22 protein-coding genes are annotated in these 24835 nt (G+C 54.6%); 8 read left to right on the top strand and 14 right to left on the bottom strand.

Translation table 11 applies throughout. The features are described from left to right. The first annotated feature begins 315 nt into the window (after nt 1–315). Nucleotides 316–963 carry an acrEF/envCD operon transcriptional regulator gene (gene envR, locus O1724_RS20845; protein WP_023314924.1) on the top strand — a complete coding sequence of 216 codons (648 nt, stop codon included), beginning with the start codon at nt 316–318 and terminating at the stop codon, nt 961–963. Here the strand turns inward: envR and O1724_RS20840 are convergent. From O1724_RS20840 to acuI, 14 genes are all read right to left on the bottom strand, one after another. Beyond that, the gene (locus O1724_RS20840; protein ID WP_126297087.1) at nt 958–3042 is read right to left on the bottom strand and encodes a putative bifunctional diguanylate cyclase/phosphodiesterase; all 2085 of its coding nucleotides are present in this window, start codon (nt 3040–3042) and stop codon (nt 958–960) included. The genes envR and O1724_RS20840 overlap by 6 nt on opposite strands. Before the next feature lie 140 nt (nt 3043–3182). Next, the gene (locus O1724_RS20835) at nt 3183–3347 is read right to left on the bottom strand and encodes a DUF2556 family protein (RefSeq protein ID WP_003860373.1); all 165 of its coding nucleotides are present in this window, start codon (nt 3345–3347) and stop codon (nt 3183–3185) included. A 178-nt stretch (nt 3348–3525) separates the two neighbouring features. Next, nucleotides 3526–3822: a DNA-binding transcriptional regulator Fis gene (gene fis, locus O1724_RS20830; RefSeq protein ID WP_000462905.1), complete on the bottom strand. Its 297-nt coding sequence runs from the start codon at nt 3820–3822 to the stop codon at nt 3526–3528. A 23-nt stretch (nt 3823–3845) separates the two neighbouring features. Further along, nucleotides 3846–4811: a tRNA dihydrouridine synthase DusB gene (gene dusB, locus O1724_RS20825; RefSeq protein ID WP_022651936.1), complete on the bottom strand. Its 966-nt coding sequence runs from the start codon at nt 4809–4811 to the stop codon at nt 3846–3848. A gap of 329 nt (nt 4812–5140) precedes the next feature. Further along, nucleotides 5141–5881, bottom strand: a complete 741-nt coding sequence (locus O1724_RS20820; protein WP_126297107.1) for a carbonic anhydrase — start codon at nt 5879–5881, stop codon at nt 5141–5143. A 137-nt stretch (nt 5882–6018) separates the two neighbouring features. Next, nucleotides 6019–6900: a 50S ribosomal protein L11 methyltransferase gene (gene prmA, locus O1724_RS20815; protein ID WP_017382703.1), complete on the bottom strand. Its 882-nt coding sequence runs from the start codon at nt 6898–6900 to the stop codon at nt 6019–6021. Between the two features lie 11 nt (nt 6901–6911). Continuing rightward, nucleotides 6912–8363 carry a sodium/pantothenate symporter gene (gene panF, locus O1724_RS20810; protein ID WP_023323805.1) on the bottom strand — a complete coding sequence of 484 codons (1452 nt, stop codon included), beginning with the start codon at nt 8361–8363 and terminating at the stop codon, nt 6912–6914. Beyond that, a complete protein-coding gene (locus O1724_RS20805; protein ID WP_022651933.1) occupies nt 8353–8595 on the bottom strand; it encodes a YhdT family protein in 243 nt (80 codons plus the stop codon). Before O1724_RS20805 ends, panF begins: the two co-directional genes overlap by 11 nt. 108 nt (nt 8596–8703) lie before the next feature. Next, nucleotides 8704–10053 (bottom strand): acetyl-CoA carboxylase biotin carboxylase subunit, encoded by a 1350-nt coding sequence (gene accC, locus O1724_RS20800; RefSeq protein ID WP_003860388.1) that lies wholly within the window; start codon nt 10051–10053, stop codon nt 8704–8706. 10 nt (nt 10054–10063) lie between these two features. Further along, entirely contained in the window at nt 10064–10528 is a 465-nt protein-coding gene (gene accB, locus O1724_RS20795) for an acetyl-CoA carboxylase biotin carboxyl carrier protein (RefSeq protein ID WP_003860389.1), read from the bottom strand. A gap of 21 nt (nt 10529–10549) precedes the next feature. Further along, nucleotides 10550–11002, bottom strand: a complete 453-nt coding sequence (gene aroQ, locus O1724_RS20790) for a type II 3-dehydroquinate dehydratase (protein ID WP_003860391.1) — start codon at nt 11000–11002, stop codon at nt 10550–10552. 234 nt (nt 11003–11236) lie between these two features. Further along, on the bottom strand, nt 11237–11836 hold the full coding sequence (gene msrQ, locus O1724_RS20785; RefSeq protein WP_126297090.1) for a protein-methionine-sulfoxide reductase heme-binding subunit MsrQ: 600 nt from the start codon (nt 11834–11836) through the stop codon (nt 11237–11239). Continuing rightward, nucleotides 11837–12838, bottom strand: a complete 1002-nt coding sequence (msrP, locus tag O1724_RS20780; RefSeq protein ID WP_003860395.1) for a protein-methionine-sulfoxide reductase catalytic subunit MsrP — start codon at nt 12836–12838, stop codon at nt 11837–11839. A gap of 77 nt (nt 12839–12915) precedes the next feature. Continuing rightward, entirely contained in the window at nt 12916–13890 is a 975-nt protein-coding gene (acuI, locus tag O1724_RS20775) for an acrylyl-CoA reductase (NADPH) (RefSeq protein ID WP_063944812.1), read from the bottom strand. Between the two features lie 183 nt (nt 13891–14073). On the opposite strand from acuI, the gene csrD reads away from it, so the two are divergent. The 7 genes from csrD to yhdP all read left to right on the top strand — a co-directional run bounded on the left by csrD (nt 14074) and on the right by yhdP (nt 24818). Continuing rightward, the gene (gene csrD / locus O1724_RS20770; RefSeq protein ID WP_003860399.1) at nt 14074–16014 is read left to right on the top strand and encodes an RNase E specificity factor CsrD; all 1941 of its coding nucleotides are present in this window, start codon (nt 14074–14076) and stop codon (nt 16012–16014) included. Nucleotides 16015–16296: 282 nt separating this feature from the next. After that, nucleotides 16297–17340, top strand: coding sequence for a rod shape-determining protein MreB (mreB, locus tag O1724_RS20765; RefSeq protein ID WP_000913396.1), 1044 nt, complete (start codon nt 16297–16299; stop codon nt 17338–17340). 62 nt (nt 17341–17402) lie between these two features. After that, nucleotides 17403–18419 (top strand): rod shape-determining protein MreC, encoded by a 1017-nt coding sequence (mreC, locus tag O1724_RS20760; protein ID WP_003860400.1) that lies wholly within the window; start codon nt 17403–17405, stop codon nt 18417–18419. Continuing rightward, the gene (mreD, locus tag O1724_RS20755) at nt 18419–18907 is read left to right on the top strand and encodes a rod shape-determining protein MreD (RefSeq protein ID WP_003860402.1); all 489 of its coding nucleotides are present in this window, start codon (nt 18419–18421) and stop codon (nt 18905–18907) included. The genes mreC and mreD overlap by 1 nt, the downstream gene beginning before the upstream one ends. A gap of 9 nt (nt 18908–18916) precedes the next feature. Then, entirely contained in the window at nt 18917–19510 is a 594-nt protein-coding gene (locus O1724_RS20750) for a Maf family protein (RefSeq protein ID WP_003860403.1), read from the top strand. Beyond that, on the top strand, nt 19500–20969 hold the full coding sequence (gene rng / locus O1724_RS20745) for a ribonuclease G (protein ID WP_003860405.1): 1470 nt from the start codon (nt 19500–19502) through the stop codon (nt 20967–20969). The genes O1724_RS20750 and rng overlap by 11 nt, the downstream gene beginning before the upstream one ends. Before the next feature lie 42 nt (nt 20970–21011). Beyond that, nucleotides 21012–24818: an AsmA2 domain-containing protein YhdP gene (gene yhdP / locus O1724_RS20740; protein ID WP_126297091.1), complete on the top strand. Its 3807-nt coding sequence runs from the start codon at nt 21012–21014 to the stop codon at nt 24816–24818. The last annotated feature ends 17 nt before the right edge of the window (nt 24819–24835 follow it).

The following is a 24835-nucleotide window of genomic DNA, read 5'->3' as shown; positions in this document are numbered from 1 at the left end:
TATAATAATGAGGGTATTTAATGTTTTTTAATTTATAAGTGCTGATGGAGCTTTTAAAAAGTAAAAATCGGAATCTGACCCAGTGCATTCGACACTCTATTTCTGTCAGGATAATCAACGAAATGCTTTTTGGTGAAAGCTATACATATGTTTTATGTATTTAATATATTCAATTTATTCACGAGGTTTATAAATTAAACGAATTGACTTTTTTTGTGCAAAACTAACACGGATTTTGGTTAATACTTTGTCTGACACGACCACGGCAATATCCTTTGATAACGTATCAATCTTGTAAGTAACGAGTAGCAGGTAATGGCGCGCAAAAAGAAAGAAGAGGCTCAAAAGACCCGCCAGCAGCTGATTGAAGCCGCTATCAGGCTATTCGCGACGCGTGGTGTGGCCAGCACCACGCTTACCGACATTGCCGATGCAGCTCAACTCACTCGCGGGGCGGTTTACTGGCATTTCTCGAGTAAAGCGGAAATATTTAACGCAATATGGGAACAGCAATTGCCGCTGCGTGAAATCATTCGTGACAGGCTAATGCTTTCCGAAAATGACGACCCTTTGTTAATGCTTCGTGAACAATTTATTGTTGCGCTGCAATATATTGCGAGCGAACCCCGACAGTATGCGCTTTTACAAATTCTGTATCATAAGTGTGAATTTCATGACGATGTGATTTCAGAATGTGAAATACGCAAGCGGATCGGTTTAAACGATGATTATCTTCGCAAGACGCTTAAGCGATGCATTGCTCATAACATTATCTCTTCGCAAACTAATATTGAACTGGCGCTGATTGTTTTCCATGCCTTTTTTAGCGGAGTCATTAAAAACTGGTTAATGGATAACACCAGTTTTAATCTGTACAAACAAGCGCCGGCGCTGGTGGATAATATTCTGGCGACACTAAATATCACCCGAGTGGCGCCAGTGGTTTACGATACAGCCTTATGACTGCGCCCGGGGTGGCGACATCTCCCCGTGCTGGCACTGTTCCATAATAGCTTGCGCGGTAATTGGTTTGCCCAGCAGATAACCCTGTAGCGTATTGCATCCCAGTTCTGTCAGGAAGGTCTGCTGCGCTGCGGTTTCGACCCCTTCCGCCACGACCTTCAGATTCAGCGTTTTTGCCAGGGCGACAATCGCCGAGACAATTGTCGCATCTTCGCTCTCTCCACTTAACTCTTTCACAAAAGCGCGATCGATTTTCAACTCGCAGGCGGGAAGCCGCTTAAGATAGAGAAGGCTTGAGTAACCTGTACCAAAATCGTCTATTGAGGCTTTTACTCCCGCATCCGTCAGCGCTGTCAGGACGCGTACGCTTTCGTCCGGATTGCTCATTGCCGTGGTTTCAGTCACCTCCAGAATCAACATGCCGGGCGGCACGCTATGGCGCGTCAGACAATCGAGAACCGTTTTAACCAGCGACGGCTGTTCGAACTGCAACGTAGAAAGATTCACCGCCATTGACCAGTCCGTGTGGCCCTGAAGATGCCATTCACGCAGCTGGCGGCAGGCCTCGTCGATTACCCAGTTTCCAATCGGAATAATCAGCCCTGTTTTCTCTGCCAGCGGTAGAAACAGGTCGGGGGAGAGTAATCCCTGTTTGGGATGCTGCCAGCGTAACAGCGCTTCGAACCCGATGACCGGCCCGGCAGGGGCGTGGAATTTAGGTTGATAAAGCAGGCGTAACTCATCACGGTCGATGGCCTGCCACAGATCATTCATCAGCTGTAGATGCGTCTGCGCCAGCGTATTCATTGACGGCTGGAAGAAGTGATAGCCGTTGCGACCCATATGTTTCGTGTGGTACATCGCAGCATCAGCGTTAAACATTAGTTCACGATCGGTTTTGCCATCGTGTGGATAGGGCGCAATGCCAATGCTCAGGGTGACCATCAGTTCGTAAGGATCGAGATGGAACGGGCTATCAATGACGCGCACCAGTGAATTTGCCAGTGAGGCAGCATCATCCGGGGTGGCGGTTTCGGCCAGCAGCACGAATTCATCCCCACCGATACGCGCCAGCGTGTACTGACCTTTCAACTGCAACAGCAAACGCTGAGTCACCGCTACCAGAAGCTTGTCACCGACATCATGACCATAGGCATCGTTGACGGTTTTAAAGCCGTCGAGATCCATAAACATCAGCGCGAAAGGGCTTCCTTCGCGATCGGCCTTGCTGATGGCCTGATCGAGGCGATCCTCAAGCAGAATACGATTGGGTAATCGCGTCAGCGTATCATGCAACGCCAGCTGTGCGAGTTCACGATTAGCTTCTGCCAGTGATGAGGCCAGCAGCGAGGTACGAGCCTGAAGGCGGGCATCGAACATCGACACCAGCAGCGTAATCCCCAGAATAGCGAGCGCGACCACGCTAACCAATATCGCCAGCCAGCTCCCGTTAATGCCATGATGGTGGACCATCGTCGACATCGGAAATTGTGCTGCTTCCATGCCAGCGTAATGCATGCCAGCGATAGCGATGCCCATGGTGATCGCCGCCCCCAGCCGCATCAACGCCATTCGTGCGGCTTCCTGACGTAAACGGAACGTCAGCCAAAGAGCGGCCAGTGAAGCGGCAAGGGCTATGACCACAGAGATAGCCACCCACGTTTTATCCCAGACAATACCCGGTGTGACCTCCAGGGCAGCCATACCGGTGTAGTGCATGGCAACAATGCCCGTTCCCATCACGACGGCGCCAGGCAGCAGCCGGCGCAAACGTAGCTGCTCGCCGCTAACGAGCCACAGGGCAAACATTGACGAGCTAATGGCGATAACCATCGAAAGCACGGTCAGGGCCGCGTTGTAACTCATGCTCATGGAAAGATCCATCGCCAGCATACCGATGAAATGCATCGCCCACACGCCAATCCCCATCGAAACACCGCCACCTGCCAGCCAGACGCGTGCAGCGACGCTCTGGCTTCCGGCAACGCGCGCAGCCATATTCAGTGCGGTATAGGCGGCAAGAATGGCAACAACAAAGGAGATGACTACGAGGATTTGGTTGTATTGGCTAACCAGCATGGTCTGTTCACTCGTGTGAGACGTTAAGCAAGAGCGGTTGGAAAGGGGACAGACATTATCATCGTCAGGAAATGACGAAAAGTGATTTAAGCCCCTGTTTTTATTGGGTGTTAACAGGGTTTTATACAGGATGGAAGCGGTTAGTCCAGCTCTGAGCAGTTGACCAGTTTAAGCGGGTTCACGGAATTCATATTGCGACATTTATCGGTTTCAGTGCTCATCAGTTCAATCCACTGCATCAGCAGCGCATCGAAAATGAAAACAGAGACAGCAAAAACGACCAGCCACCAGTATTTACGAATCATGTGTCATTCCGCGAAAAGAGAGCCTGTAAGTTGGTGGAAATATACACGAAAAGCGGGCGTTGAAAAGTGGGGAAAGGGAAGGTTTACAAAGCGTTGACGGTTGCTCGCCCGAACGATAAAAAAGGCGCTTCCCCATGCCGAAGAGCGCCTTTTTAAACAAGCAGTTAGCTAATCGAAATTAGTTCATGCCGTATTTTTTCAGTTTCTTACGCAGGGTACCACGGTTGATGCCCATCATCAGGGCAGCGCGGGTTTGATTACCACGGGTGTATTGCATCACCATGTCCAACAGTGGCTGTTCAACTTCAGCCAGTACCAGCTCATACAGGTCATTAACATCCTGACCGTTCAGTTGAGCAAAATAGTTCTTCAGTGCCTGTTTAACCGAGTCACGCAGGGGCTTTTGAGTCACCTGATCCTGAGAGTTAACGGTAGAAACGGTCAGTACGTCAGAATTTACGCGTTGTTCGAACATAGTTCTGTCAGCTCTTTATTTCATTACGCAAGATTTTCGAAGTATGCCTCCAACGCCTCCAGCTGTTCGCTGGCATCCTCAATGGCGTTGAATGTGCGCCGAAACTGGTCATTTGGAGCGTGCTCCTGGAGATACCAGGAGACGTGTTTACGCGCAATTCGGTACCCTTTTGCCTGGCCGTAGTGGTCATGCAATTCCCGAACATGCGAACAAAGCAAGCGCTTGACCTCTGCCAGAGGCAGCGGGGCAAGCAGCTCCCCAGTGTCCAGATAATGCTGGATTTCCCGAAAGATCCAGGGTCTTCCCTGAGCGGCACGTCCTATCATCAGAGCATCAGCTCCCGTATAGTCGAGCACAGCTCTGGCTTTAAGCGGGTCAGTAATGTCGCCATTCGCGATAACCGGAATGGAAACTTTCTGCTTAACTGCCCGAATGCTGTCGTATTCAGCTTCACCGTTGAACAAACAGGCGCGAGTGCGTCCATGAATGGTCAGGGCCTGAATGCCACAGTCTTCGGCCAGTTGGGCAATCTCTACGCAGTTACGGTGTTCCGGCGACCAACCCGTGCGAATCTTCAACGTAACAGGAACGTCCACTGCGCTGACAACCGCCGTCAGGATTGACTTCACCTGGTCGGGGTATTGCAGAAGGGCTGAACCTGCAAGCTTGCGATTCACCTTTTTGGCCGGGCAACCCATATTGATATCAATAATCTGGGCGCCACTTTCCACGTTAATACGCGCGGCATCTGCCATTTCTTCAGGCACGCTTCCGGCAATTTGCACGGTGCGGATACCTGGTTCATCCACGTGCACCATCCGAAGGCGGGACTTGTCGCTTTCCCAAACCTGCGGGTTAGACGACATCATCTCGGAAACGGTTAATCCTGCTCCCATCTCGTAGCACAGCGTCCTGAACGGCCGGTCGGTAATACCTGCCATTGGGGCTGCGATCAGGCGATTTCTGAGCTGGTGGTGTCCGATGCGCATGAGTTAAGAAATGACCATACTGTGACTGCAAGGCGGCGTATATTACGCATTTTTTGCACGAGATGAAAGGCCAAACTTTGAACAATCCTCTGTTGTAGATCAAGGAATCGCCAGTCATTCTTTTGGGATAAGATTATTCGCTATTCAAATCATTGTGTTATGAATAAATGAACATTTTGTGGGCGCTTACAATTTCCCGTAACTTCTCATCATTTCTGAATAAATGGATCAATTGTTCGGGATAATCTGCTGCTATAAGCAGCAGATTATGGCGCTTCTTTGCGATCTGCGTCGCATTTCAGCACAGGATATCAACGTAAAAAATCGACTTATTCAACAACCAGACGGCCATGAAGCGGCTGAACCGGGCGGCTGTTTTCGTGGTGCAGAGTGTGAGTAAATTTTTGCAGCTGTTCAGCAGAGACGGTCAGCGGATGCTTGAGGACCAGCCACGTTACCCCTTCTGAACACGGTGGGGTGGTCAGAGAGCCGCTAAAACGCCAGTAAGTTTTATCCGCGGGCAGTAATTTATTCATATCAAGGGTTGGCTTAATCGTGACGTTCTGGTCAACCTGTCCCGGCATCACGCCCCAGAGTTTATCCAGTTCAGTGTTTGCAGCGCCCTGATCGAACATAACGGCAACGACCGTCAGTTCGCCGTCAGCGTTTTTATGGACCAGATGCATTTCCATTGCGTATTTTTTACCGTGCACCGTGTTTTCGGATGGTGCATGGAAATGGAACTGCTGTAACGCCCAGCGCTGTTTATCAAGCGTGATGCTGTCGCGTGTATCGGCATTTTCACTCGCCTGGATAGTATGGCCGTTATTTGTCAGAATGACCGGGCCGTCGATATAGTGCGTTTCCAGCGGAGAGATGTGGGCTTTGACCGTGTTATCTATGTTGACCGGCGACTGATACATTCCGCTTTTACACGTCTTGTACGCCTCGTCCAGTTCGCCCCAGTGTTCCGGTGCGCCTTCTCCTTGATAGCTCCAGTGTGATGCGTAAGCCGTAGCCGAAATCATGCTCAGCGCCAGCAGCGCTGCCTTGCCTGAAATGTGTTTCATCATATTCTTCCTGTGAATTTTATTATCCAAATCAATAATTAACATTGTGATTTGTGGGGTTATTTTATCGAAGAAAGGAAGAAGGCGGGAGAAAAAACCGAAGGGAAAAGGCGTGGTCAGACGACCACGCCAAACGCTTATTTTTTACGACCGGTGATGCGACACCACTCTTCTTTCTCGACCACCGGGTCGAGCGCAAAGAGATCGGCGTAGGCTTCACAGACGCTGTCTGCCTGGCTGGCAAGGATACCGGACAGGCCCAGCAGACCGCCTTCAACCGGCAGCACGCTGATTAATGGCGCCAGCTCGCGTAATGGGCCAGCCAGGATATTCGCGACCACCACATCGGCTTTCATCGCCTCTGGCTGTGCATCGGGCAGATACAGTTCAAGGCGATCGGAAACGCCATTACGCTCGGCGTTATCACGGCTGGCCTGAATCGCCTGCGGATCGATGTCGATCCCGATGGCTTTTGCCGCGCCCAGTTTCAGTGCTGCGATAGCAAGGATCCCGGATCCGCAACCGAAGTCGATCACGGTTTTGCCTTCCAGATCCAGGCCATCCAGCCATTGCAGGCACAGGGAGGTTGTCGGGTGGGTACCGGTGCCGAACGCCAGACCCGGATCCAGCATCACGTTGACGGCGTTTTCATCGGGCACTTCACGCCAGCTTGGGCAGATCCACAGACGCTGACCAAACTGCATCGGATGGAAGTTGTCCATCCACTCGCGTTCCCAGTCTTTGTCTTCCAGCTGTTCAATTTTATGCGCGAAACCCGCGCCAAGCAGCGGATGGTTTTCCAGAATCGCCACGACCTCTTTCATATCGGTTTCTGCATCGAACAGGCCGATAACGTCCGTATCACCCCACAGGCGCGTTTCGCCTGGCAGCGGCTCAAAGACCGGCGTGTCATGCGTGTCCTGGAAGGTGATAGAGACCGAACCGGCCTCCATCAGCGCATCACTCAGTTCTTCGGCGTTCGCGCCGGTTGTGTTCAGTTTTAATTGGATCCACGGCATGGCAAAACTCTTTATTTGTCAGTAGAAATCAGGGCAGTTTGTGGCACCGGTCGACCAAAACGGTTTCCCACCACAAACGCCAGTAAACTTAACAGTAACGAAGGCACGATCGGATGGAAGCCCAGATACTGAATTTTAAACGTGGCGAGAACGGCATACAGGACGCCCCCGACAATCATGCCGCTTAATGCACCCGCGGCATTCGCGCGTTCCCAGTACAGCCCCAGCACCAGCGGCCACAGGAAAACGGCCTCCAGCCCGCCAAAGGCGAGCAGGTTTAGCCAGATGATCATCTCCGGTGGACGCCACGCGGCCAGCAACAGTAACGCCCCCAGCACCAGGGTAATCACCGCCGACATACGCTTGAGGCGTCGCTCATTTTCGACCTGTTCAGGGCGCAAATTCAGATAGAGATCTTTAATGATCGTAGCGGAACTTTGCAGCAACTGAGCGTTGATGGTCGACATAATGGCCGCCATGGGTGCGGCGAGGAAAATCCCGGCGGCAAACGGCGGAAGCACTTTCACCATCAGGGTCGGAATGACCAGATCCGGTACGGTAAGGTCAGGGATCACCGCGCGGCCCAGCGCGCCCGCCAGGTGCATACCAAACATCAGGATCGCCACCACAATTGTCCCGATAATGATCCCGCGGTGCACCGCTTTGCTGTCTTTATATGAGATGCAGCGCACGGCAGTATGCGGCAGGCCAATCACGCCAAAGCACACCAGCACCCAGAACGAGGTCATAAAGGTTGGAGAGAGGATGTCATCCGCCCCCTGCGGCGAGACCAGTTTCGGATCGATCGCTTCCAGGGTTTCAACCGCATGGCTCAGGCCCCCTGCGGCATGCACGATACCCACCAGCAGAACGAGAGTGCCAATGAGCATCACCATCCCCTGCATCGTGTCGTTGAGTACGCTGGCGCGGAACCCGCCAAACGCGGTATACAGCGCGATACTCACACCGAAAATGACCAGGCCCGTCTCATAGGGGATACCGGCTGCCGTCTCCAGCAGACGTGCGCCGCCGATAAACTGCACCGTCATTGCGCCAATAAACGCCACCAGCAGACTCAGGCTTGCCAGCCATACCAGCAAGCGACTCTGATAGCGAGCAAACAGCATATCGTTCAGCGTTACGGCATTGTAGCGACGGGCCAGAATGGCAAACTTTTTACCCAATATGCCCAGAGAGAGCCAAATGGCAGGCAGCTGGATCATGGCCAGCAGTACCCAGCCCAGCCCGTACTTATAAGCGGCGCCCGGGCCACCGATAAACGAGCTGGCGCTGATGTAAGTAGCGGTCAGCGTCATGGCCAGCACGACGCCACCCATTGAGCGGCTCCCGAGGAAATACTCGTTCAGAAAGGTGCCGGTCGAACGTTTACGCATCGCATAAACCGACAGGCCAAACACCAGGAACAGGTAAGCGATAAGGGGCAGAATGACTTCAAGCTGCATCATCGTCCTCCAGTGAAATATCGCGATAGATGAATTTCACCATCGCCCAGCACAGCAGGATAAACATCAGCGGCAGCAGCAGGCAGGCCATTTCAAACCAGTGCGGGAGGCCGGTAATGCCAATCGCCGAATCAGGTAAGTAAGCAGTTACTAACCATGCGGCGAGATAGAGAAGGGTCAGCCACAGCGCCCAGCGCGCTTCTTTATGGGCCTGAACAAAACGTTTGTCCATTTTTTGTCCCTTGTGGATGAAGAAAGCGGGGATTGTACATGATGGGGCTTAGCGATCCCCAGAAATAAAAAAGGCCGGATAATCCGGCCTTTTAGCAACACTGATCTCTTACTTCTCGTTCAGACCGAGTTTTTTCTCCAGGTAGTGGATGTTAGTCCCACCATTCTGGAAGTGCTCGTCGCTCATAATGCGCATCTGGAGATCAACGTTGGTTTTGATCCCGTCGATGATCAGCTCCTGAAGGGCGTTCTTCATGCGGGCAATGGCCACGTCACGGTTTTCGCCGTAGCAGATCAGCTTACCGATCATTGAGTCATAGTACGGCGGTACGGTGTAACCGGCGTAGATATGGGACTCCCAGCGCACACCAAAGCCACCCGGCGCGTGGAAACGCGTGATTTTACCCGGGCTTGGCAGGAAGGTGTTCGGGTCTTCGGCGTTGATACGGCACTCTACCGCATGGCCTTTAACCACAACTTCTTCCTGTTTGATGGACAGCGGCTGACCGGCTGCGATACGCAGCTGTTCTTTGATCAGGTCAACGCCGGTGATCATTTCGGTAACCGGGTGTTCAACCTGAATACGGGTGTTCATCTCAATGAAGTAGAACTCGCCGTTTTCGAACAGGAACTCAAAGGTACCCGCCCCGCGATAGCCGATATCGACACACGCTTTGGCGCAACGCTCACCGATGTAGCGACGCAGTTCCGGCGTAATGCCCGGCGCTGGCGCTTCTTCGACGACTTTCTGGTGACGACGCTGCATGGAGCAGTCACGTTCTGCCAGATAGATCGCGTTACCCTGACCGTCAGCCAGCACCTGAATTTCGATGTGGCGTGGGTTTTCCAGGTATTTTTCCATGTACACCATATCATTGCTGAAAGCCGCTTTCGCTTCCGCTTTGGTCATGGAGATGGACTGCGCCAGTTCAGCATCGCTGCGTACAACGCGCATACCGCGACCGCCGCCGCCGCCGGACGCTTTGATGATCACCGGATAGCCAATGCGTTTAGCATGGGCGCGGTTAGCATCCATATCGTCGGTCAGCGGGCCGTCAGAGCCCGGTACGGTTGGCACGCCAGCTTTTTTCATCGCGGTGATGGCAGACACTTTGTCACCCATCAGGCGAATGGTGTCAGCTTTCGGGCCAATGAAGATAAAGCCAGAGCGTTCAACCTGCTCAGCAAAGTTGGCGTTCTCAGAGAGGAAACCATAACCCGGGTGAATCGCGACCGCGCCAGTGATTTCGGCGGCGCTGATGATCGCCGGGATGTTCAGATAGCTTTTTACGGACGGAGCCGGACCGATACAGACCGTCTCATCCGCCAGCAATACGTGTTTTAAATCGCGATCCGCGCTTGAATGCACGGCCACGGTCTTGATGCCCAGTTCTTTACAGGCACGAAGAATACGCAGTGCAATCTCGCCACGGTTGGCGATAACAATTTTATCCAGCATGTTCGCCTCGTTACTCGATGACGACCAGCGGCTCGTCAAATTCTACCGGCTGACCACTTTCGACCAGGATCGCTTTCACAGTACCTGATTTGTCTGCTTCGATCTGGTTCATCATTTTCATGGCTTCAACGATGCACAGGGTATCGCCTACGTTGACTTTCTGACCCACTTCGATGAACGCCTTCGCGTCCGGGCTCGGGGTGCGGTAGAAAGTACCAACCATTGGGGAACGTACGATGTGACCACTGATTTCTGTTGCAGCCGCAGGTGCCGCTTCTGCTGCCGCTGGCGCAACGGCTGCGGAGAGCGCAGGCTGCTGCACTGGCGCAGCATAAGCTTGCTGCATTACCGGGAAGCTAGCGGCTGGGGCTGCACGGCTGATGCGTACAGACTCTTCGCCTTCAGAAATTTCCAGTTCGGAGATGCCTGATTCTTCAACCAGCTCGATCAGTTTTTTAATCTTACGAATATCCATGAGTGGGTTCCGTACTCTTGTTTAGTGTGATTGTGACAAGCGTTTTACCGCTGTCTGTAAAGCGTATGAATAGCCGTCTGCACCCAGCCCACAAATCACGCCAGCGGCGATATCTGACAGGTAGGAGTGGTGGCGGAACGGCTCTCGGGCGTGCACGTTACTCAGGTGGATCTCGATAAACGGGATACTCACCGCGAGCAGTGCGTCGCGTATAGCAACACTGGTGTGCGTAAACGCGGCCGGATTGATCAGGATATAGTCCACAGTGTCTTTAGCCTGATGAATACGGTCGATGATTGCGTACTCCGCGTTAGACTGAAAATGGTCCAAATCCACATTCAGCGACGCTGCTTCCGTACTCAGACGGTTAACAATTTCGCTCAATGTTAGCGTGCCGTACTTCTCTGGCTCACGGGTGCCGAGCATGTTCAGGTTCGGTCCGTTTAAAACTAAAATTTGGAATTTATCAGCCATTATGCCGCTATCTCCTGCGATTTTCGGGTAAAAAACAACATATACCCTCAAAGCGCAATTGTCACCCTTTCAGAGGCCTAAAACCCCTGTCCGGAAAACCGAAGTCGCACATTATAACGATTTCGTAGCATTTGGCAGCTAAATACTGGTCTTATCAGGGAAGATTATCAACCGCTATCCGAAAAAGATTCACGGTTGATAAATAATCTGCGGGAAAACGCACAGTTTCGTGAACTATCGCAACCACTGGCGGAACTTCTTGTAACGCCACGCTAAAAGGGCCAGGGCCAGCAGGGCGTAGATGACCGGCTGAGGGGATAAAATCTTCACCGACCACAGGTAATGAATAGGGGCGAGGATCGCGACAAGATAGACGAAGTTATGCAGTAGTTGCCAGCGTCGACCCAGTTTTTGCTGCGCATACTGCGTGGATGTCAGCGTCAGCGCCAGTAAAACCAGCCAGCTTACGATACCCAGCGTCAGATAGGGACGCGTCACCAGTTCGCTGCCAAGGAGTGCCAGGTTGTTAATGCCCAGTTCCAGCAGGGCGTAGCTGGTGAGATGCAGCGTTGCCCAGGCGAAACACCATAGCCCTAAAAGCCGACGGGTGCGTATCAATAATGGCTGTTTAGCGTAGCGCGCCAGCGGTGAGACGAGCAAGGTCGCCAGCAAAAATTTCAGAGCCATCCGACCCGTAAAATGCTGAATATCTTTCGCCGGATCGGCACTGAACTGTCCCTGGCTGGCTGCCCAGAAGAGCCAGATAAAGGGGAGCAATCCGGCTAAATGCAGGAGTACCTTCAGCCAGGTTATCTGCTTTGCCGTTAAACGCACTTAGAAGTTCTCCCGTAAGTTCAGACCACGGTAGAGGGATGCCACCTCATCCGCATAGCCGTTAAATAGCAGCGTTGGCTGGCGTTTAACATCCAGCGCGCCGCCGGAACCGATAAAACGTTCTGTTGCCTGCGACCAGCGCGGATGGTCAACGTGCGGGTTAACGTTGGCAAAAAAACCATACTCGTCAGGCGCTGCCAGGTTCCAGGTGGTGGGGGGGCGTTCACGGGTGAGCTTAATGCTGACGATCGATTTGATGCCCTTGAAACCGTATTTCCACGGTACGGTCAGGCGAATGGGCGCCCCGTTTTGCGGCGGCAGCGCTTTGCCATAAACCCCGACGGTGAGCAGCGTAAGCGGATGCATGGCTTCGTCGAGACGTAAACCTTCAACGTAGGGATACTCCAGCCCGCCGCCGATAAACCGATCCTTCTGGCCTGGCATCTCGTCCGGGGCATAGCGCGTCTGGAAAGAAACATACTTCGCGTTGCTGGTGGGCTCAACCAGCGCCAGCAGTTTATGCAAAGGGAAACCTACCCACGGCACCACCATCGACCAGGCTTCCACACAGCGCATACGGTAAATGCGTTCTTCAAGGGGGAAGCGGGTGGTGAGGTCATGATGATCCAGCGTCAGCGGTTTTGCCACCTCGCCATCTATCTTCAGCGTCCAGGGATCGGTTTTCATGCTCCCGGCGTTGGCGGCAGGATCGGCCTTATCAAGACCAAACTCATAGAAGTTGTTATAGCCGGTGACTTTATCTTCCGGCGTCAGCGTCAGTTTATTCTGCCACTGTGCCGGTTTGGTGAAGTCAAGCGGTGCGCCGGAGGGGGCTTTCGGGCGATCGTTGCCCTTAAACCAGTCGAGCAGATCGGCATGGGCCGCAGGGGTGAGCGTCAGGGCAGTGGCGCTGATGCCAAGCATTTTCAGGATCTGGCGGCGCTGTAGCATAAAGACAGATTCAGACGTTACGTCGGCTTCCGTCAGTTTTCGGGTTTTCATGGCATCCTCCGTCAGGCGTTTTTCTAAGCATGACGGAGGAGGAGGGTTAGCGCGAATATGTCACGAAAATTTGAAGATTAGGCGATTTTAACCAGCGCACGACCGTGGAACTGGTTGTCCATGATTTTATTGGCGAACTCTGGCGCCTGGCTCAGGGTGATCTCAGTGGCGCTCTGCTCATAGAATGAGGCTGGCAGATCCTGCACCAGACGTTCCCAGGCCTCAGCCCGCCGCTCGGCTGGGCTCATGACCGAATCGACACCCTGAAGACGCACGTTACGCAGAATAAATGGCATCACCGTCGTCGGCAGGGCAAAACCACCCGCCAGACCACAGGCCGCCACGCAGCCGCCGTAATTCATTTGCGCCAGCACCTTCGCCAGCACTTTGTCGCCGACGGTATCTACTGCGCCAGCCCAGACCTGTTTTTCCAGCGGGCGGGTCTCGGCGAATTCGTCGCGGCTCAGAATACGGCTTGCGCCCAGCTGACGTAGATAATCATGCGTACTTTCGCGGCCAGAGACGGCGGCGACCTGATACCCCAGCTTGTGCAGCAGCGTGACGGCCGTGCTGCCCACGCCGCCGCTGGCGCCGGTGACGACAATTTCGCCCGAGTCAGGACGAATCCCGGCCTCTTCCAGCGCCATCACGCACAGCATGGCGGTGAAGCCTGCCGTGCCGATGATCATCGCCTTACGACCGTCCAGGCCTTTCGGCATCGGGACCAGCCAGTCACCTTTGACGCGCGCCTGTGCTGCCAGTCCGCCCCAGTGGTTTTCACCTACGCCCCAGCCGGTGAGCAGCACCTGCTGTCCGGCGTGAAAACGCGGGTCTTCACTGGTATGCACGCGGCCTGCAAAGTCGATTCCTGGCACCATCGGGAAATTTCGGATGATTTTACCTTTTCCCGTAATCGCCAGTGCATCCTTATAGTTCAGGCTGGACCAGTCGATATCTACGGTCACGTCGCCCTCTGGCAGGCGGTTCTCCTCAATGGATTGCACCGAGGCAACGGTTTTGCCGTCCTGCTGTTCTAAGATCAAAGCCTGCATACAGGGTCCTCACTAGGTTTGATGATGGGAAAATATGTCCTGATGACTATACTCGCTCAATGAAACGCAGTGCCGATTTAACGCAATAAATTGCCAGATACACCAGGTTTGATAGTATGTCGCATTTAAAATGCAAGTTAGTGCTCACTTGCCCCCCCTTCAACCCACGGAGTAATCTCAAGGATGCGATTAACGACGAAGTTCTCAGCTTTTATTACCTTGCTGACGGGGCTGACCATATTTGTCACGCTAATCGGCTGCTCGCTGAGCTTTTACAATGCCATCCAGGATAAGCTGGTTAACCGGGTTGAATCGGTTGCATCGGTTATCGACACTCGCCTGATAACGTCCTCCTTCCCGGCGCTTTCGCGTGAGCTGGATGAGTTAATGGTGCCTGTGGATATAGTGCAGATCGACATTAAACAGGGGAAGCAAACCGTTTTCAGCCATACCCGCCAGGGCAGCTATCGTCCTGCCGGCACGGTAGATCAGTATCGGGACGTCACGGTTAATTCACTTAAACATCCGGGTATGACAATTCATCTGATGTACCAGGATCCGATGAGCAACTATTTACGCTCGCTTATGACCACCGCGCCCTTAACCATCGCAGTTGCCTTTATCGTACTGCTGATTTTCCTCGCCGTTCGCTGGCAGCGTCGTCAACTTTCCGGTCAGGAACTGCTGGAAACACGCTCCGTGCGGATACTGAATGGCGAGCGGGGTCCGCAGGTGCGGGGATCGGTTTATGAATGGCCATCACGCACCAGTAGCGCCCTGGACGTGCTGCTCTCCGAAATCCAGTTTGCCAGCGATCAGCGTAGCCGTATGGACACGTTGATTCGCTCTTATGCCGCGCAGGATAACAAAACGGGCCTCAACAACCGTCTCTTCTTTGATAATCAGCTGGCTACCCTTCTTGATGACCCCGAAAAGGTGGGTACGCATGGCGTGGTAATGATGATTCGCCTGCCCGACTTCGATCTGCTCCGTGATACCTGGGGTCAGCGCGTGGCGGAAGAGAACCTCTTTACGCTGATTAACCTGCTGTCCACCTTTATTATGCGCTACCCCGGCGCGTTACTGGCACGCTACCACCGCAGCGATTTTGCCGTCTTGCTGCCGCATCGCACCTTAAAGGAATCCGAGAGTATCGCCAGTCAGCTGCTGAAAGCCGTCGATGCGCTGCCCCAGAGCAAAATGCTCGACAGAGACGACATGGTGCATATAGGCATCTGTGCCTGGCGCGGCGGTCAGTCGACGGAGCAGGTGATGGAACATGCGGAAGCGGCAACGCGTAACGCCGTATTGCAGGGGGCGAACGGCTGGGCGGTCTATGATGATACGCTGCCGGAGAAAGGGCGCGGCAACGTGCGCTGGCGAACCCTGATTGAACAGATGCTGAGCCGGGGCGGACCGCGCATCTATCAAAAACCGGCGGTCATGAAGAGTGGTCATGTCCATCATCGTGAGCTGATGTGCCGTATTTTTGATGGCACCGAAGAGGTTATCTCCGCGGAATATCTGCCCATGGTGTTGCAATTCGGATTGTCCGAAGAGTATGACCGTCAGCAAATCACCCGCCTCATTCCGTTTTTATCGTACTGGCCTGAAGAAAATCTGGCTTTACAGGTGACCGTCGAATCGCTGATCCGTCCGCGCTTCCAGCGCTGGTTACGTGACACGTTAATGCAATGCGAAAAATCGCAACGCAAACGCATTATTTTTGAACTTGCAGAGGCAGATGTAGGTCAACACATCAGCCGGTTGCGCCCGGTGGTGCGTTTAATCAATGCGCTTGGGGCTCGCGTGGCGGTAACCCAGGCGGGTCTGACGCTGGTGAGCACCAGCTGGATCAAAGAGCTGGATGTTGAATTATTGAAGCTGCATCCGGGTCTGGTAAGGAATATTGAAAAACGCACGGAAAACCAGCTGCTGGTACAAAGCCTGGTGGAAGCGTGCAAAGGAACGCAAACGCAAGTATTTGCCACAGGCGTACGTTCACGAAGTGAATGGCAGATGTTGACAGAGCGCGGCGTGACGGGCGGTCAGGGGGATTTTTTTGCCGCCTCTCAGCCGCTTGACACCAATGTGAAAAAATATTTGCAAAGATACTCTGTTTGACCTGCCGTTTACTTTGTTTTCACGTAGAATATCGCGCCTGTAGCTTTGAGTAAGACGAGCATAAAAGCCAGTGAACGACCTTTAATGGGTTACAAGTGAAAGTGAGGGACGCTGCTGTTTACTCAGCCCTGAGGGATTCAGGGGATGAATTTGTAACAAAGGAAACGTGCTGCACTAATTTTCACCGTAGCAGACGATTTTTGCGCCTTGTCGCTGCTGCGTGTGGTTGGTAAAGTAAGCGGATTTTGTTTTCCGCCCCAGCTTTCAGGATTATCCCTTAGTATGTTGAAAAAATTTCGTGGCATGTTTTCCAATGACCTGTCCATTGACCTGGGTACCGCGAATACCCTTATTTATGTAAAAGGACAAGGCATCGTATTGAATGAGCCTTCCGTTGTGGCCATTCGTCAGGATCGTGCCGGCTCGCCAAAAAGCGTGGCCGCAGTAGGTCATGATGCGAAGCAGATGCTGGGCCGTACGCCGGGCAACATCGCCGCGATCCGCCCAATGAAAGACGGCGTTATTGCTGACTTCTTCGTGACCGAAAAAATGCTTCAGCACTTCATCAAGCAGGTTCACAGCAACAGCTTCATGCGCCCAAGCCCGCGCGTGCTGGTGTGTGTGCCGGTTGGCGCGACCCAGGTTGAACGCCGTGCAATCCGTGAATCTGCTCAGGGTGCCGGTGCGCGTGAAGTCTTCCTGATTGAAGAACCGATGGCTGCGGCAATTGGTGCGGGTCTGCCGGTTTCTGAAGCAACCGGTTCTATGGTGGTGGATATCGGTGGCGGTACCACTGAAGTGGCCGTTATCTCCCTGAACGGCGTGGTGTACTCCTCTTCCGTGCGTATCGGCGGCGACCGTTTCGACGAAGCTATCATCAATTACGTTCGCCGTAACTACGGCTCTCTGATCGGTGAAGCGACCGCAGAGCGCATCAAGCACGAAATCGGTTCTGCCTACCCGGGTGATGAAGTGCGCGAGATCGAAGTTCGCGGTCGTAACCTGGCGGAAGGCGTGCCACGCGGATTCACCCTGAACTCCAACGAAATCCTGGAAGCGTTGCAGGAGCCACTGACCGGTATCGTGAGCGCGGTGATGGTTGCGCTGGAACAGTGCCCGCCAGAGCTAGCCTCCGATATCTCCGAGCGCGGTATGGTTCTGACCGGTGGTGGTGCGCTGCTGCGTAACCTCGACCGCCTGTTAATGGAAGAGACAGGTATTCCTGTCGTAGTTGCAGAAGATCCACTGACTTGCGTCGCCCGTGGTGGTGGCAAGGCGTTGGAAATGATCGACATGCACGGCGGCGACTTGTTTAGCGAAGAGTAGTCGGGTGTGAGAGGGTAGCAATTTGCTACCCTTTCTCTCTGACGCGAGAATACGCATAGCCTATGAAGCCAATTTTTAGCCGTGGCCCGTCGCTACAGTTTCGCCTGATCCTGGCGGTTCTGGTTGCGCTCGGGGTCATTATTGCCGATAGCCGCCTCGGTACGTTCAGCCAGATCCGAACGTACATGGATACCGCCGTCAGTCCTTTCTACTTTATTTCAAATGGTCCCCGTGAACTGCTCGACTCCGTGTCGCAAACGCTCTCATCGCGTGACCAGCTCGAACTCGAAAACCGTGCGTTACGCCAGGAACTGCTGCTGAAAAACAGCGAGCTGCTGATGCTGGGACAATATAAGCAGGAAAACGCACGCCTGCGTGAACTGCTTGGCTCGCCGCTGCGCCAGGATGAACAGAAAATGGTCACCCAGGTGATCTCCACCGTAAACGATCCGTACAGCGATCAGGTGGTGATTGATAAAGGCAGCGTGAACGGCGTATACGAAGGTCAGCCTGTCATCAGCGATAAAGGCGTCGTGGGCCAGGTTGTGGCGGTTGCCAAACTGACCAGCCGCGTGCTGCTGATTTGCGATGCCACCCATGCACTGCCGATTCAGGTGCTGCGTAACGATATTCGCGTGATTGCCGCCGGTAACGGCTGCACGGACGATCTGCAACTGGAACATCTGCCCGCCAACACGGATATCCGCGTGGGCGACGTGCTAGTGACGTCCGGTCTGGGCGGTCGTTTCCCTGAGGGCTACCCGGTTGCGGTTGTCTCTTCCGTGAAGCTCGACACTCAGCGTGCCTACACCGTGATTCAGGCGCGTCCAACGGCCGGCTTGCAGCGTTTGCGCTACCTGCTGCTGCTGTGGGGCGCCGATCGTAACGGAGCTAACCCGATGACCCCGGAAGATGTGCATCGCGTGGCGAATGAACGCCTGATGCAGATGATGCCGCAGGTACTGCCTGCGCCGGATGCGATGGGACCACCTGCACCCGTACCGGCTCCGGCGACGGGGTTAACGCAGCCGCTGCCGGATGCGCCGCCACCGCCGCAAGTCTCGGGTGGAGGGCAGTAGTGGCCAGTTATCGTAGCCAGGGGCGCTGGGTAATCTGGCTCTCATTCCTCGTTGCACTGTTGCTGCAAATTATGCCCTGGCCGGACGACATTCTTGTTTTCCGGCCAAACTGGGTATTGCTCATTTTGCTCTACTGGATCCTTGCCCTGCCGCACCGCGTAAATGTCGGCACAGGTTTTGTGATGGGTGCCATACTGGATCTTATCAGTGGCTCTACGCTTGGCGTCCGCGCCTTATCCATGAGCATTATTGCGTATCTCGTCGCACTCAAATTCCAGCTCTTTCGTAACCTTGCGCTCTGGCAACAGGCGCTGGTGGTGATGTTGTTGTCGCTCGCTGCGGATATCGTTGTTTTCTGGGCAGAGTTTTTAGTGATCAACGTCTCTTTCCGACCGGAAGTGTTCTGGAGTAGTGTAGTAAACGGTGTGCTCTGGCCGTGGCTATTCCTGCTGATGCGTAAAATTCGCCAGCAGTTTGCCGTGCAATAAAAGGTTTCTATGACGTCTTTGTATCTTGCCTCCGGTTCTCCGCGTCGCCAGGAACTGCTCGCGCAGTTGGGTGTCTCCTTCGAACGCATCGTTACCGGTATTGAAGAAAAACGTGCTGAGGGTGAAAGCGCTCAGCAGTATGTCTCTCGTCTGGCGCGTGAAAAAGCGCAGGCGGGCGTGGCATGCGTGCCGCGTGACTTACCGGTGCTGGGTGCGGATACCATTGTCATTCTCAATGGTGAGGTGCTTGAGAAACCCCGCGACGCAGACCATGCGGCGCGGATGCTGCGTAACATGTCCGGACAAACCCATCAGGTGATGACGGCGGTAGCGCTGGCAGACAGCCAGTACGTTCTGGATTGCCTTGTGGTAACGGAAGTGACGTTCAGAGTCCTCACCGACGAGGAGATCGCCGGCTATATCGCCAGCGGTGAACCTATGGATAAAGCAGGTGCATACGGTATTCAAGGGTTGGGTGGCTGTTTTGTCAGGAAGATAAATGGCAGCTATCACGCCGTAGTCGGCTTACCGCTGGTGGAAACGTATGAGTTGCTGAGCAATTTTAACTCACTGCGTGAGGGAAGGGATAATTATGACGGCTGAATTGTTGGTAAACGTAACGCCATCGGAAACCCGTGTGGCCTACATTGATGGTGGCATTCTTCAGGAAATTCATATTGAGCGTGAAGCGCGACGCGGAATCGTAGGCAATATCTACAAAGGTCGTGTCAGTCGTGTCCTGCCGGGTATGCAGGCGGCTTTTGTAGATATTGGGCTCGATAAGGCGGCGTTTTTACATGCCTCCGATATCATGCCGCACACCGAATGTGTGGCAGGCGAAGAGCAAAAGCAGTTTGCCGTGCGCGACATCTCTGAGCTGGTGCGTCAGGGCCAGGATCTGATGGTGCAGGTGGTAAAAGATCCGCTGGGCACTAAAGGCGCGCGTCTGACCACCGACATCACCCTGCCTTCACGCTATCTGGTCTTTATGCCGGGGGCGTCGCACGTCGGCGTGTCACAGCGTATTGAGAGCGAAAGCGAGCGTGAGCGCCTGAAAAAGGTGGTCAGCGCCTACTGCGACGAGCAGGGCGGGTTTATTATCCGTACCGCGGCGGAAGGGATCAGCGAAGAAGATCTCGCCTCGGATGCGGCCTACCTGAAGCGCGTCTGGACCAAAGTGATGGAGCGTAAAAAACGCAACCAGACCCGCTACCGGCTGTACGGTGAGCTGGCGCTCGCTCAGCGCGTATTACGTGATTTCGCCGACGCCCAGCTTGACCGCATCCGCGTGGACTCCCGTCTGACGTACGAAGCCTTACTGGAGTTCACCGCCGAGTACATCCCGGAAATGCCGGGTCTGCTGGAGCATTACACCGGACGCCAGCCGATATTTGACCTCTATGACGTTGAAAACGAAATCCAGCGTGCGCTGGAGCGTAAGGTTGAGCTGAAATCGGGTGGCTATCTGATCATCGATCAAACCGAAGCGATGACCACCGTCGATATCAACACCGGCGCGTTTGTCGGCCATCGCAACCTCGATGACACCATCTTCAACACCAACATCGAAGCGACGCAGGCCATCGCGCGTCAGCTTCGCCTGCGTAATCTGGGCGGCATTATCATCATCGACTTTATCGATATGAACAATGAAGATCACCGCCGTCGCGTGCTGCACTCTCTGGAGCAGGCGCTGAGTAAGGACCGCGTGAAAACCAGCATCAATGGCTTCTCGCAGCTCGGTCTTGTGGAAATGACCCGGAAACGGACCCGCGAAAGCGTGGAACATGTCCTGTGTAATGAGTGTCCAACCTGCCATGGACGCGGAACGGTAAAGACGGTGGAGACGGTCTGCTACGAGATCATGCGTGAAATTGTCCGTGTCCATCATGCCTACGACTCAGACCGTTTTCTGGTCTATGCTTCCCCTGCGGTGGCGGAGGCCCTGAAAGGGGAAGAGTCGCACGCGCTGGCGGAAGTGGAAATCTTTGTCGGCAAACAGGTAAAAGTGCAAATTGAGCCGCTCTATAACCAGGAGCAGTTTGACGTCGTCATGATGTAAACGCAGTTCGCTGCGAGATTTAAGGCTGACAAGGAGAGACGCGTGAGGCGATTGCCGGGGATTTTACTGCTTACAGGGGCAACGCTGGTCGTGATTGTCGCGTTGCTCGTGAGCGGGCTGCGTCTCGCCTTGCCGCATCTGGACAGCTGGCGTCCGCAGATCCTGGCAAAAATCGAATCCGCCACCGGCCTGCCGGTGGACGTGAGTCATATCGAGGCAAGCTGGCAGAACTTTGGCCCGACGCTAGATGCGCGGGATATCCACGCCAGCCTGAAAGATGGCGGCCACCTCAAAATCAAACGCGTCACCCTGGCGCTGGATGTCTGGCAAAGCCTGCTGCATCTGCGCTGGCAGTTTCGCGATCTCACCTTCTGGCAACTTCAGCTGATGACTAACACGCCGCTGCAAAGCGGCGACAGCGATCGAGGGCTGGAAACCAGCCGTATCAGCGATCTGTTCCTGCGGCAGTTCGATCATTTCGATCTGCGCGACAGCGAAGTGAGCTTTATTACTCTTTCCGGTCAGCGCGCTGAGCTGGCGATCCCTCAGCTGACCTGGTTAAACGGGAAAGATCGCCACCGCGCCGAGGGGCAGGTGAATCTCTCCAGCCTGAACGGGCAGCACGGGGTTATGCAGGTGCGGATGGATCTGCGTGACGACAATGGCCTGCTGAACAACGGCAGGGTCTGGCTACAGGCGGACGACGTGGACGTGAAGCCGTGGCTCGGTGAGTGGCTACAGCAGAACATGCAGCTGGAGACCGCGCGCTTCAGCCTGGAAGGCTGGATGACGCTGACGAACGGGGCGTTCGCCAGCGGCGATATCTGGCTTAAGCAGGGGGGCGCGAGCTGGAAAGGGGAAAACCATCAGCATCAACTTTCCGTCGATAACCTCACCGCACACGTGACGCAGGATAAAGGCGGCTGGCAGTTCGCCATTCCGGATACGCGCATCTCCATGGATAACAAACCCTGGCCGCGCGGCGCGCTGACGCTGGCGTGGATGCCGGAACAGGACGTCGGCGGGATAAACGGTAAACGCAGCGACGAGCTGCGTATCCGCGCCAGTAACCTGGATCTGACGGCGATCGAAGGGCTGCGTTCAATGGCCGCAAAACTTTCACCGGAGCTGGGCGAAATCTGGCTGGCGACGCAGCCGAGCGGGCAGATAAACCGGCTGGCGCTGGATATTCCGCTCCAGGCTACGGAAAAGACGCGTTTTCAGGCGGCATGGAAAAATCTCGCATGGAAACAGTGGAAATTGCTGCCGGGTGCCGAGCACTTCAGCGGTAAACTGGAAGGAAGCGTGGAAAACGGCAGGCTGACGGCAGAAATGCAGGACGCGAAAATGCCGTACGAAACGGTCTTCCGTGCGCCACTGGAGATCGAAAAGGGAAATGCCACTCTCAACTGGCTGAAGAATGACAAAGGTTTTCAGCTCGATGGCCGCGATATTGATGTAAAAGCCAAAGCGGTACATGCCCGCGGTAATTTCCGTTATCTACAGCCTGAAGGCGATGAGCCGTGGCTGGGTATTCTGGCGGGCATCAGCACGGATGACGGTTCGCAGGCGTGGCGCTACTTCCCGGAAAACCTGATGGGGAAAGCGCTGGTGGACTATCTCAGCGGCGCTATTCAGGGCGGCCAGGCGGATAACGCCACGCTGGTCTACGGCGGCAACCCGCACCTGTTCCCGTATAAGCACAACGAAGGCCAGTTCCAGGTTCTGGTGCCGCTACGCAACGCCACCTATGCCTTTCAGCCAGACTGGCCGGCGCTGAAGAATCTGGATATTGAACTCAACTTCCTGAATGACGGCTTGTGGATGAAGACGGACAGCGTCGCGCTGGGCGGCGTAACGGCAAGCAACCTGACGGCAAACATCCCGGATTATTCCAAAGAGAAGCTGCTGATTGATGCGGATATTAAGGGGCCGGGTAAAGCGGTTGGCCCGTACTTTGAAGATACGCCGCTGAATGACTCCCTGGCAGCCACCCTTCAGCAGTTGCAGTTAGATGGCGATGTGAATGCTCGCTTACATCTGGATATCCCGCTGGACGGTGAATTGACCACCGCCAAAGGCGACGTTCGCCTTAATAACAACAGCCTCTATATCAAGCCGCTGGACAGCACCCTGAAAAACCTCAGCGGTCAGTTCAGCTTTGTTAACGGCACGCTGAAAAGTGAGCCGCTGAAAGTGACCTGGTTCAATCAACCCGTTAATATCGATTTCTCCACCACCGAGGGCGATAAAGCCTACCAGGTGGCGGTCAATATGGACGCGAACTGGCAGCCGTCACGCATGGATGTTCTGCCGAAGCCGATTGAGAATGCGGTGGACGGTGCGGTGTCATGGAATGGCAAGGTCGCCATCGACCTGCCTTATCATGCCGGTGCGCGCTATAACGTCGACATTACGGGCGATCTAAAAAACCTCAGCAGCCAGCTTCCCGCGCCGCTGAATAAAAAAAGCGGTGAAGCATTGCCCGTCAACGTTAAGGTTGCGGGCAACCTTAACAGCTTCGATTTAACCGGAAACGCGGGCGGAACAAACCACTTCAACAGCCGCTGGCTGCTTAACCGCAAGCTGACGCTGGACAGGGCGATCTGGACGACGGACAGCCGTACCACGCCGCCGCTGCCGGAGCAGGCGGGCGTTGAACTGAATCTCCCGCCGATGGATGGCGCAGAGTGGCTGGCACTGTTCCAGAAAGGTGTCGGGCAAAACGTCGACCAAACGGCGCAGTTCCCGCAGTCCATTACCTTGCGCACGCCTGCGCTGACGCTGGGCGGGCAGCAGTGGAACAACCTGAGTATTGTCTCCCGGCCGACGGTAAACGGCTCAAAGGTCGAGGCGCAGGGGCGTGAGATCAACGGTTCGTTGATCATGCGCGATCACGCGCCATGGCAGGCGGCTATCCGTTATCTCTATTACAATCCGACCTTTACGGCGTCTAAAGCAGAGTCGACAAGCACTTCTCCTGTCAGTGGCAATGGGACGTCGCGCGTGGATTTCAGCGGCTGGCCCGATCTCCAGCTGCGCTGCGCGGAGTGCTGGCTGTGGGGACAGAAATATGGCCGTATCGACGGTGATTTTGCCATTCAGGGAAATACGCTGAGCCTCTCTGGTGGGCTGGTGGATACCGGCTTTGGCCGCATGACTGCCGCGGGCGAATGGGTGAACAAACCGGGTGAACAACGCACCTCGCTGAAAGGCGATATTAAAGGCAATAAGCTGGACGCCGCGGCTAACTTCTTCGGCATTAGCACGCCGCTTCGCGGATCGTCCTTCGATGTGAATTACGATCTGCACTGGCGCGCTGCGCCGTGGACACCCGATGAAGCTTCGCTTAACGGCATCCTGAAAACCAACTTCGGTAAGGGTGAGATTGCCGACGTGAGCACGGGGCGCGCCGGGCAGATCCTGCGCCTGCTGAGTTTTGATGCGCTGCTGCGCAAGCTGCGCTTCGATTTCAGCGACACCTTCAGCGAAGGTTTCTACTACGATTCCATTCGCAGTACGGCGTGGATCAAAGACGGCGTTCTGCATACGGACGATACGCTGGTGGATGGCCTGGAAGCGGATATCGCCATGAAAGGCTCGGTCAACCTCGTGCGTCGCGAACTGGATATGGAAGCCGTGGTGGCGCCGGAAATATCCGCAAGCGTGGGCGTTGCGGCGGCCTTTGTGGTGAACCCGATTGTCGGTGCGGCGGTGTTTGCCGCCAGTAAAGTGCTGGGGCCGCTGTGGAGCAAGGTCTCTATTCTGCGCTATCGCATTACCGGTCCGGTCGATAAACCGCAGATTAACGAGGTGCTGCGCCAGCCGCGCAAAGAAGCACCGCAATGATTTGACGTGGGCAGGTA

Source organism: Enterobacter cloacae complex sp. HYC074_NIDB, assembly GCF_056673345.1.
The sequence above is the reverse complement of the archived record's forward strand: the minus strand, read 5'-3'. Positions and strand labels throughout refer to the sequence as shown.